Annotated in this window: 9 protein-coding genes and 1 pseudogene; 3 read left to right on the top strand and 7 right to left on the bottom strand. The window is 61.6% G+C overall.

All coding sequences use genetic code 11. The annotated features are described in order from the left end of the window. From ACRXB1_RS21035 to ACRXB1_RS21025, 3 genes are all read right to left on the bottom strand, one after another. The coding region (locus tag ACRXB1_RS21035) for a PepSY-associated TM helix domain-containing protein (RefSeq protein WP_449493097.1) at positions 1–841 on the bottom strand (841 nt) is incomplete at its 3' end. Next, positions 841–1,137 (bottom strand): DUF3649 domain-containing protein, encoded by a 297-nt coding sequence (locus ACRXB1_RS21030; protein ID WP_174362733.1) that lies wholly within the window; start codon positions 1,135–1,137, stop codon positions 841–843. The genes ACRXB1_RS21030 and ACRXB1_RS21035, both read right to left, overlap by 1 nt. 120 nt (positions 1,138–1,257) lie before the next feature. Continuing rightward, entirely contained in the window at positions 1,258–1,575 is a 318-nt protein-coding gene (locus ACRXB1_RS21025) for a TonB-dependent receptor domain-containing protein (RefSeq protein WP_449493096.1), read from the bottom strand. Between the two features lie 295 nt (positions 1,576–1,870). On the opposite strand from ACRXB1_RS21025, the gene ACRXB1_RS21020 reads away from it, so the two are divergent. The 3 genes from ACRXB1_RS21020 to ACRXB1_RS21010 all read left to right on the top strand — a co-directional run bounded on the left by ACRXB1_RS21020 (position 1,871) and on the right by ACRXB1_RS21010 (position 5,810). Then, complete coding sequence (locus ACRXB1_RS21020) at positions 1,871–2,566, top strand: gluconate 2-dehydrogenase subunit 3 family protein (protein WP_449493095.1); 696 nt, start codon at positions 1,871–1,873, stop codon at positions 2,564–2,566. A 75-nt stretch (positions 2,567–2,641) separates the two neighbouring features. Next, positions 2,642–4,426 (top strand): GMC family oxidoreductase, encoded by a 1,785-nt coding sequence (locus tag ACRXB1_RS21015; RefSeq protein ID WP_449493094.1) that lies wholly within the window; start codon positions 2,642–2,644, stop codon positions 4,424–4,426. 10 nt (positions 4,427–4,436) lie between these two features. Beyond that, the gene (locus tag ACRXB1_RS21010) at positions 4,437–5,810 is read left to right on the top strand and encodes a c-type cytochrome (RefSeq protein WP_449493093.1); all 1,374 of its coding nucleotides are present in this window, start codon (positions 4,437–4,439) and stop codon (positions 5,808–5,810) included. A gap of 41 nt (positions 5,811–5,851) precedes the next feature. Here the strand turns inward: ACRXB1_RS21010 and ACRXB1_RS21005 are convergent, their stop codons facing one another. The 4 genes and pseudogenes from ACRXB1_RS21005 to ACRXB1_RS20990 form a co-directional block, all read right to left on the bottom strand. After that, positions 5,852–6,790: a Gfo/Idh/MocA family protein gene (locus ACRXB1_RS21005; protein WP_449493092.1), complete on the bottom strand. Its 939-nt coding sequence runs from the start codon at positions 6,788–6,790 to the stop codon at positions 5,852–5,854. A 60-nt stretch (positions 6,791–6,850) separates the two neighbouring features. Then, complete coding sequence (locus ACRXB1_RS21000) at positions 6,851–8,593, bottom strand: IlvD/Edd family dehydratase (RefSeq protein WP_449493091.1); 1,743 nt, start codon at positions 8,591–8,593, stop codon at positions 6,851–6,853. Positions 8,594–8,686: 93 nt separating this feature from the next. Continuing rightward, complete coding sequence (yjfF, locus tag ACRXB1_RS20995) at positions 8,687–9,784, bottom strand: galactofuranose ABC transporter, permease protein YjfF (RefSeq protein WP_449493090.1); 1,098 nt, start codon at positions 9,782–9,784, stop codon at positions 8,687–8,689. After that, positions 9,781–10,100, bottom strand: a pseudogene (locus ACRXB1_RS20990) (hypothetical protein); the annotation flags it as partial. The pseudogene ACRXB1_RS20990 and the gene yjfF, both read right to left, overlap by 4 nt.

Below are 10,100 nucleotides of genomic sequence, written 5' to 3'. Positions count from 1 at the left end.
TGCCGCGTCCCCAGCGGGCCTCGGCTTCACGCACCATCGGGCCGACTGGCGCAAGCGGCGCTTTCTGCCCGCTCGGCTTGCCCGGCTGGATGAAGGCGCTCAACTGCGTTGTCATCTGCTGGCTCTCTGCCGGCGTCCTGAACGCGGCCTGGGACCCGAACGGCATGTACATCGCCATCAGGGTAACGAGGCCGGTGTAAGTGATCATCAGGTGGAACGGCAGCCCGAAGACCGACAGCGCGTTATGCGCATCGAGCCATGAACGTTGGCCCTTGCCCCATCGGAACGTGAAGAAGTCGACAAAGATCTTCTTGTGCGTGATCACGCCGCTAATGATGGCGACCAGCATGAACATCGCGCAGAAGCCCGCGATCCACCGTCCCCATAACGCAGGCATGTAGTAGAACTGGAAGTGGAACCGATAAAAAAAGTCGCCGCCGAGCGTGTCGCGCGCCGTCACTTTCTGGCCGGTGTCGACGTCGAAGCTCGCTTCCTGGAACGCACGTTTGCCGGTCGCAATACCCGGCGTGCGCCAGAACGAACCAATCACGCTGCTTCGTTCATTGGGCAGATCGAAACTCCACTGCGCGCTGCCTGCGGCCAGCGTACCGAGCGTCGTGGCCACGCGCTCGGCCGTGAGTGCGGCGTCGGGCGGCGCTGTCCGGTGCGCAACTTCAGGCCGCATCCATTGCGTTATTTCTTCCTTGAAGTAGCTGACCGTGCCGGTGAGGAACATTGCGTAGAGAATCCAGCCGACAAGCAAGCCCGTCCATGTATGCAGGTCGGACATGCTCTGGCGGATGCCGCGGGCCTGCGGCTTCGGGTTGGAAGATGCCTTCATCAGACATGCCCTCCCGACCACACGGTCCAGGCTGCACACAACAACGGCAGCGCTGCGACCAGACATCCGGTCCACGCACGCAAGGCGCTGCGCACCGCAAACACCCAGATCACAGCGCAGACATACACGATAAAGCTGGCAAGCATGCCCGTCAGGACCGCTTGCGGTTTGCTGATCGGCAATGCAAGGGTCGCCACGCTTGTCAGTGCAGCGAGCGCGTAGCCGCCGAAGATGGCGCATACGATGCGCGACACCAGCGGCCCCACGCGGGTGAATCGAGTGATGACGATGTTCATTTGCTTGCAGTGTCTTGCGTTGTCATGCTGGAGCCATTGAAAGTCGATCTGCGCCGACAACAGCAACGTGCGCGGCGCAGCGCGGCCACCGTTGCATACGTGCCGCTCACGAGCCAGTAGTTATCGATGAACACGTTCTTCAATCCGCGTCCGATAACGCGCGCCGACATCCGTGCGCGTCCAGCCGGATACCTCGATGCGGTTGGCCGCATCTAAATACAGCGAAGAGGTGGTGATGCCCCGCCCGTTCAGGCTCAGGCCCGGCACCCACGGCAGGTCCCAGCCAACGCCGAAGTTGATCGCGCGTTTTGGCACGCCGTCCGCCTCGTGGAACGTCACGCTTGCCATCAGGCGCAGGCCGCTCAGCACGTCGCCGTGGGTCGCGAGTTCCAGGCCGCAGTTGCGCTGTTTGCCGTCGAAGCTGCAGACGGTGGTCACCAGGTCCGTGACCGCACTCGGGCGCGCCAGCCAGCGCCTGGCTCAAATGCAAATGATTATTATTAACAAAAACTACGGATAAGTGTCAAGTTTGTTGTCTGCTTGTGATCGGCCACCGGAATCGTCTTAGGATCCGCCAAGCACCAGCCTCTCCAATGATTACTTGAATCTTACGTTTGCTTTTATATTTTCAATTCTTGCAAAGGTGTTTATCGGGCGGCTTCGGCGCGCCTTTCAAAGTGGCCAGTCATAATCCCACCCCTTGAAGACCGCTCGCCATTCTGGATACTCGATAATGAAAACCATCGGCATCTCCCCTGCCCGGCGCGCGTTTCTCCGCGATGCACTTGCCATGGCGCCGGCCGCCGTCGCGGTTGGAACAGGTGTGGCCGGTTCCACGCTCGTGAAGGCGGCCGACGCCCAACCTTACAAGCCGGCCTACTTCACCGCCCAGGAATGGAACACGCTCAATGCGCTGGTTGACCGGCTCATTCCCGCCGACGCACAAGGCCCGGGCGCGGTCGAGGCCGGCGTGGCGGAGTTCATCGACTTGCAGATGAACCAGCCGTATGGCTTCGGGGCGCTCTGGTACATGCGCGGTCCGTTCGTAAGAGACACATCGCCGCTGATGGGCTACCAGCTCGAATTCTCGCCGCGCACGCTGTACCGTTCGGCGCTCGCCGGTTTCGACAAGGCGGTCATCGCCAGGCACAACAAGCCTTTCAACGATCTCGACGACGCCGCCAAAGATGCGCTCATCGGCGAACTCGAACACGGCAAGCTGGCAATCGGCGACGTCCCGCCCGCCGACTTCTTCGCGCAGTTGCTGCAGAACACGCACGAAGGCTACTTCTGCGATCCGAAGCACGGCGGCAACAAGCACATGGACGCGTGGCGAATGATCAATTTCCCGGGCGCACGCGGCGATTACATCGACTGGGTCGAGCAATACGGCAAGCGTTATCCGCTGCCGCCGGTTTCCATCGGCTGAACGGGGCGCCTGATCTTTGCCCGGTTTTGGAACCGGTTCCATAAGCGCAGATGCTGACAAACAAGGACACATTGCATGGCCGATTTAAAGATGAAGCCCGTGGACGCCGTGATCGTCGGCTTCGGCTGGACCGGCGCCATCATGGCGAAGGAACTGACCGAAGCCGGCCTGCACGTGGTTGCACTGGAGCGTGGCGCGTATCGCGACACCTACCCGGACGGCGCGTATCCGAAGACGCTCGATGAGCTGACCTATTTGCAGCGCTGGAAGCTGTTCCAGGACATGTCGAAGACGAGCTTCACGTTCCGCCATTCCCTGAACGACACCGCGTTGCCGTATCGGCAGATTGGCGCCTTCAAACCGGGTGAAGGCGTGGGCGGCGCGGGCCTGCACTGGTCCGGCCAGCATTGGCGCGTGTATCCGGAAGAGCTTCGTCTCAAGTCGCACTACGAGGAAAAGTACGGCCGCAAGTTCGTGCCAAACGGCATGACGCTGCAGGACTTCGGCGTAACTTACGAAGAGCTGGAACCGCACTTCGATTTCGTCGAAAAGATGATGGGAACGTCGGGCCAGGCGTATCGCGTGAAAGGTCAGATTGTTGCGAACGGCGTGGGTAATCCGTTCGAAGCAAACCGCTCGGACAACTTCCCGCTGCCGCCGCAAAAGACGCCGTACACCGCGCACCTGTTCGAACTCGCCGCGCGGGAAGTGGGTTTTCATCCGTTTCAGGAACCATCGGCGAATGTCGCGCAACCCTACACGAACCAGTACGGCTGCCAGATGGGTCCGTGCAACTTCTGCGGTTTTTGTTCGGGCTTCGCCTGCTACAACTACTCGAAGGCATCGCCGAACGTCAACATCCTGCCCGCGCTGAAACAGGTGCCGCTGTTCGAATTGCGATCGAACTGCAACGTGCTGCGCATCAACCTGGACAGCAGCAAAAAGAAAGCGACGGGCGTGACATATGTGGACATCAAGGGCAATACCGTCGAGCAGCCCGCAGCGCTCGTGATTGCCAGCACGTTCGCGTACAACAACGCGCGGCTGTTCCTGCTCTCGGGCATAGGCAAGCCGTATGACCCGAAGACAGGCCAAGGCGCAGTCGGCAAGAACGTCGCCTATCAGACGATGTCCACCGTGCGCATGTTCTTCGGGCCAGGAAAGAACACGAACGGGTTTATTGGTGCCGGGGGCAACGGCGTGGCATTGGACGATTTCAATGCCGACAACTTCGATCATGGTCCGCTCGGCTTCGTGGGCGGCGCGCCCGTCTGGTGCAACCCGGCCGGCGTGAAGCCGATCTCCGGCATTCCTGTTCCGACCGGCACGCCCAAGTGGGGCGCGCAATGGAAGACGGCGGTGAAGGACAACTACACCAATACCGTCTCGTTCGATGTTCACGGCGCGAACATGGTCTACGCCGACAACTATCTCGATCTCGACCCGACCTACGCCGACAGCTTCGGCCAGCCGCTGTTGCGCTTCACCTTCGACTGGAAAGAAAACGATATCCGCATGAGCCAGTACGTCACCGGTCAGATGCAGAAAGTCGCCCACGCGATGAACCCCAAGTCCATCCAGACGAGCGTGATGAACATCGGCGATCACCTCGACCTGCGTCCGTACCAGACCACGCACTGGGCAGGCGGCGTCGCGATGGGAACCGACCGCAACACGAGTGTGCTGAACCGCTACCTGCAGAGCTGGGACGTGCACAACGTCTTTGCAGTGGGCTCGGGCGTGTTTCCGGTGGGTATCGGCTATAACCCGACGGGACTCGCGACAGCGCTTGCCTACTGGTCGGCGAAGGCGATCCGCGAACAATATCTGAAAGACCCGCGTCCGCTGGTCGATGCCTGAGGCGAACACGATGACATCATTCACCCGGGTTTTGAGCGGGCTCGCGCTTGCTGTTTCCTTCTCTTTCGCGGCACATGCGGCGCAAGCCGCGCCTCTCACTGCCGATCAGCAGCAGGTTGCGCGCGGCGAGTATCTGGCGCATGCAGGCGACTGCATCGCGTGCCATACCGGGCATAACGGCAAGCCGTTTGCCGGCGGTCTGCCGATCCAGACGCCGCTCGGCAAGATCTATTCGACCAACATCACGCCGGATGCGAAGACTGGTATCGGTACATGGAGCTACGACGATTTTGCCGCGCTGATGCGTCACGGCGAGACGAAGTCCGGGTACGCCGTTTATCCGGCAATGCCGTATCCGTCGTATTCACGCGTGAACGATACCGACATGCACGCGCTCTACGCCTACTTTCAGCATGGCGTTGCACCCGTCGAGCAGGCCGATCGCAAGAACGATATTCCCTGGCCGCTTTCCATGCGATGGCCGCTGAAGATCTGGCGCGCCGCGTTTGCACCCACGCCCGCACCCTACGCCGACACCGCGAGCGACAGCGTCTCCGTTGCACGCGGGGCGTATCTGGTGGAAGGGCTGGGTCATTGCGGCAGTTGCCACACGCCGCGCGGCGTCGGCTTGCAGGAAAAAGCGCTGACCGGCAACGACTCTTCAATCTATCTCGCGGGCGGCGGCGCCATCGACGGATGGATTGCGCCGTCGCTGCGCAACGAACACGGCGGCGGCCTGGCGGACTGGAGCGAAGCGGATATTGTCGAGTTCCTGCGCAGCGGCCGCACGCCCATGACGGCATCTTTCGGCGCCATGAACGATGTCATAGTCGATTCGACGCAGTACATGAACGGCCAGGATCTCGAGAGCATCGCCCGGTATTTGAAGTCGATGCCCGCGCGCAAAACTCAGGCGAAAGCCTACGCGTACGACCCCGCGATCTCGCGCGTGCTGTATGCGGGCGAAGTGCCGCCCATGCCCGGCGCGCAGATTTACCTCGACCGGTGTGCGGGATGCCACAAGTCGAACGGCAAGGGCAATGGCAAGGCGTTTCCGGCGCTGGCGGGCAACGCCGTGCTGCAGACATCGAACCCGACGTCGGCGATACACATCGTGCTCTCGGGCGGCGCGATGCCAGCCACGCGAACCGCGCCTTCGAGGATGACCATGGCGCCGTATGCCGATGTGCTCAACGACCAGCAGATAGCGGACGTGGTGTCGTTCGTGCAGACGAGCTGGGGAAATTCAGGCGGCAAGGCGACGGCGGCGGACGTCGCAAAGATCCGAAAGACTGCGCAGCCGGTGAGCGCGGAAGGGTTCTCGATGGCCGAGCCTGAACTGCATCACGCCGCGCCGGACGATCAGGCATCGGGCGGGCAGTAGTGGATGGCCGGGCGCTAGCAGACGCCCGGCCGTTTCAACGTTCAATCTTCGAAGGCTTCAACCTCATGCCGCTTGCCGAGCAACATGGCGTCTGCGACATGCTGCAACGGGCTGACATCGACATCGCTTGAGCTGTTCGAGATCAACTCGAAGAACCGGTCATAGAGGCTCGGATATTCCCGCTCCGTGCCGATATCCTTCACCTCTTCATCGATCTTCAAGAACTTCCCGCCCTGCGCCAGGTGCAAGACGCCACTGCGGGTCGTCACCTCGATCTGCCACAACTCTTCCGGACCAAACCGCCAGTCGAATTCAGCGCGGATCGGCGTGCCGAGCGCATCGCTGAAATCGAGATTTGCGGCGATCGGATTGTCCCTGTTGGCCGGAACGAACAACTCCGCCGACTTCAAGAAGAACGCATGCGGCAAGATGCGCGTGACGATGGACAACGCGTTGATGCCCGGATCGAACACGCCCAATCCGCCCGGCTGCCAGATCCAGTCCTGCCCCGGATGCCAGCGGCGCACATCCTCTTTCCACAAGACGTTGACCGATGTGATCGTCTTGTCCGCAAGCCATGCGCGCGCAGTTTCAACGCCCGGCGCATGACGGGAATGCCAGGTCGCGAACAGCGTGCATTGCTTTTCCCGCGCCAGGGCAGCCAGCACCTGAACTTCGGTCACGCTCGCACCCGGCGGTTTTTCGAGCATCACGTGCTTGCCCGCTTCGAGCGCCGCGCGTGCCTGCGCAAACCGCACTTGCGGCGGCGCGCACAGCGACACGGCCTGCAATTGCGGTTCGGCTTTCAGCATCTCCTCGACATTCTGATAGTTGTTGACCCCGTCGATCCGCGCATTCCTGCTCGCGCCGGCAATGAGCCTGTACCCCGGATTCCCGGCTATAGCAGGTAAATGCTGATCGCGAGCGATCTTGCCGACGCCGGCAATGCCTATGGCGACCTGTGCAACTTGCTCTGTCATGGATGGACCTTAAAGATATCTTCGTTGATCTGGTGCGTGCAACGCGCCGCCAATCCAGGCTTAATGCGAATGCCGCGGCACATCGGCACCCCGACATCCTACGAGAAAATCGAAATCGCAGCCCTGATCGGCTTGCAGAACATGATCGACGTAGAGCTTCCGATACCCGCTCGTATCCGCCGGCGTGACGGTCTGCGCTTCCGCCCAGTCGGCGAGACGCGCGATGAGTTCGGTCTCGCTGACGTCGAGGTGCAATATGCCGCCCATGCAGTCGAGTTCGATCCAGTCTCCGTCCCTCACCACCGCAAGCGGGCCACCCGCACGCGCTTCGGGCGCCACGTGCAGCACGACGGTGCCGTACGCCGTGCCGCTCATCCGTGCGTCCGAGATGCGCACCATATCGGTCACGCCTTGTGCCAGCAGCTTCGGCGGCAAACCCATGTTGCCGACTTCCGCCATGCCCGGATAACCTTTCGGGCCGCAGTTCTTCAGCACGAGAACAGAGTCCTTCGTGACATCGAGTTCGGGGTCGCCAATGCGCGCCTTGTAGTGATCGAAGTTCTCGAACACGACCGCGCGGCCGCGATGCTTGAGCAATTCGGGCGTCGCGGCCGACGGCTTCACCACGGCGCCATTCGGCGCAAGGTTGCCGCGCACGATGCACAAACCACCATCGGCGACGAGCGGGTTATCGAGCGGCCGGATGACCTCTTCGTTGTAAATGGGCGCCTCTCTCGTGTTCTCCCACAGCGACTGGCCGTTCGCGGTGAGCGCATCGGGATGCGGCAGCAAGCCCGCTTCGCCAAGCCGCCGGATCACGCCCGGCAAGCCGCCCGCGTAATAAAACTCTTCCATCAGGAAGCGGCCGGAAGGCTGCAGATCGACCAGCGTCGGCGTACCGCGGCCGATGCGCGTCCAGTCATCGAGTTCGAGATTCACACCAATGCGACCCGCGATCGCCTTCAAATGAATCGCCGCATTCGTCGATCCGCCGATCGCCGCATTCACGCGGATCGCGTTCTCGAACGCTTCTTTCGTCAGCAGCTTCGACAACCGCACGTCCTGCAACGCCATCTCCACAATGCGCATGCCCGACATGTGCGCGAGCACATAGCGCCTGGCATCGACGGCGGGAATTGCCGCGTTGTGCGGCAGCGTGACGCCGAGCGCCTCCGCCATGCATGCCATGGTCGATGCCGTCCCCATGGTGTTGCACGTGCCTGCCGAACGCGACATGCCCGCCTCCGCCGACATGAATTCGTGCAGCGTGATCTTGCCCGCCTTGACCTGCTCGCTGAGCTGCCACACGACCGTGCCCGAACCGATGTCGCGGCCATGATGCTTGCCGTTGAGCATCGGTCCGCCGCTTACCGCAATGGCCGGCACGTCGCAACTCGCCGCGCCCATCAGCAACGCGGGCGTGGTTTTGTCGCAGCCGACGAGCAGCACGACAGCATCCACCGGATTGCCGCGGATCGATTCCTCGACGTCCATGCTGGCGAGGTTGCGCGTGAACATCGCGGTCGGGCGCAGATTGGATTCGCCGTTCGAGAACACCGGGAACTCAACCGGGAAACCACCCGCTTCGAACACGCCGCGCTTTACATGCTCCGCGAGCTTCCTGAAATGCGCATTGCACGGCGTGAGTTCGGACCACGTGTTGCAAATGCCGATGATCGGCTTGCCCTGGAATTCATGATCGGGAATGCCCTGGTTTTTCATCCAGCTTCGGTACATGAAGCCATTCTTGTCGGCCGTGCCGAACCATTGGGCGGAGCGCAGCGGGCGTTTTGCGTCTGACATCGATTTTTCCTTGACCGTTTCTATTACTATTCAAAGCTTCATTCGCCCGAACGCACCGCGCGTCCGGAACCGTTTTTCATGTCGATAGCTGCGTCAGCTCCGCGACCCGAGCGCAGCGGGATCGGCTTTGGTCGCGTCGTCGTGTTGCCGTGTTGCCCGCCACCTGAGCTTCAGCTTCGATCCCGCCCGTTCACCCGACGCCGTCCCATCCGACTTGCGCCGGGCCGCATGCCGTTCTATCAGGCGCTGCAACAAGCAGAACGCACACAAAAGCGCGCCGATGACGATTCGGGTCCACCACGAACTGAGCGTGCCATCGAACGTGATCAGCGTCTGGATGGTTCCGAGAATGCCGACGCCGAACACCGATCCAATCACATAGCCCACCCCGCCCGTAAGCAAGGTTCCGCCGATGACCGTGGCGGCAATCGCATCGAGCTCCATGCCCTGCCCTTGCAAGCCGTATCCCGAGAGCACGTACAGCGTGAACACCACGCCGCCGAGCGCTGAGCAAAATCCGCTCAGCGCATACACGCCGACCTTCGTGCGTGCCACGGGCAATCCCATCAGCAATGCCGAACGTTCGTTGCCGCCGACCGCATAGACGTTACGCCCGAAACGTGTGAAATGCGCGACGAAGATGGCAAGCACAAGCGTTGCAATGGCGATCAGGCCGCCGGCCGTGAGCGAAGCACCGTGTATATCGATGTGAAAACCCGACAGCGCGTGAAAGCTCGGGTCGTTGATGGTGATCGATTGTGTGGTGATCAGGAAACACGCGCCGCGCGCGAGGAACATGCCCGCCAGCGTGACGATGAACGGCTGCAGCCTGAAGAAGTGGATGAGCGCGCCCATGGCCGCTCCGTACAACGCGCCGAAGACAAGCACGAGCGGCACGATGACCCATATGGACCAATGCAGGCGTTCGGCGAAGACGGCGCAGAAAATCGTCGTCAACGCCACCACCGATCCCACCGACAAGTCGATGCCGCCCGACACGATCACAAAGGTCATGCCAATTGCGACGATCAGGAGAAAGGCGTTGTCAACGAGCAGGCCCAGCAGCACTTGCAGCGAGAAAAACCCGGTGTACATCACAGAGCCGAAACCGAACAGCGCAACGAACAGAACGATGGTGACGACGATTGGCAATGTGCGCGGATCGACCAGGCGATCAAGGAAATGCCTCATTTGGCGGCCTCTGCAAGGGGCTTCTTGGCAACGTGGGGAAAGGCGCGGCCGAGTTGTCGCATGATCACCGTACGAGCGCTCGCAGACTGGATCACGCTGACCACCAGCACCACCGCGGCCTTTACAACGAGCGTAGCTTCAGGCGGCACGCCTATCGAATACGTGGTGTACGTGAGCGTCTGGATGATCAGTGCGCCGAGCACAGTGCCGGCAAGGCTGAACTTGCCGCCGAGCAGCGACGTGCCGCCTGAAGCTACGCTCGTTGTAAAGGCCGCGGTGGTGCTGGTGGTCAGCGTGATCCAGTCTGCGAGCGCTA

Source organism: Caballeronia sp. M23-90 (genome assembly GCF_053574605.1).
The sequence above is the reverse complement of the archived record's forward strand: the minus strand, read 5'-3'. Positions and strand labels throughout refer to the sequence as shown.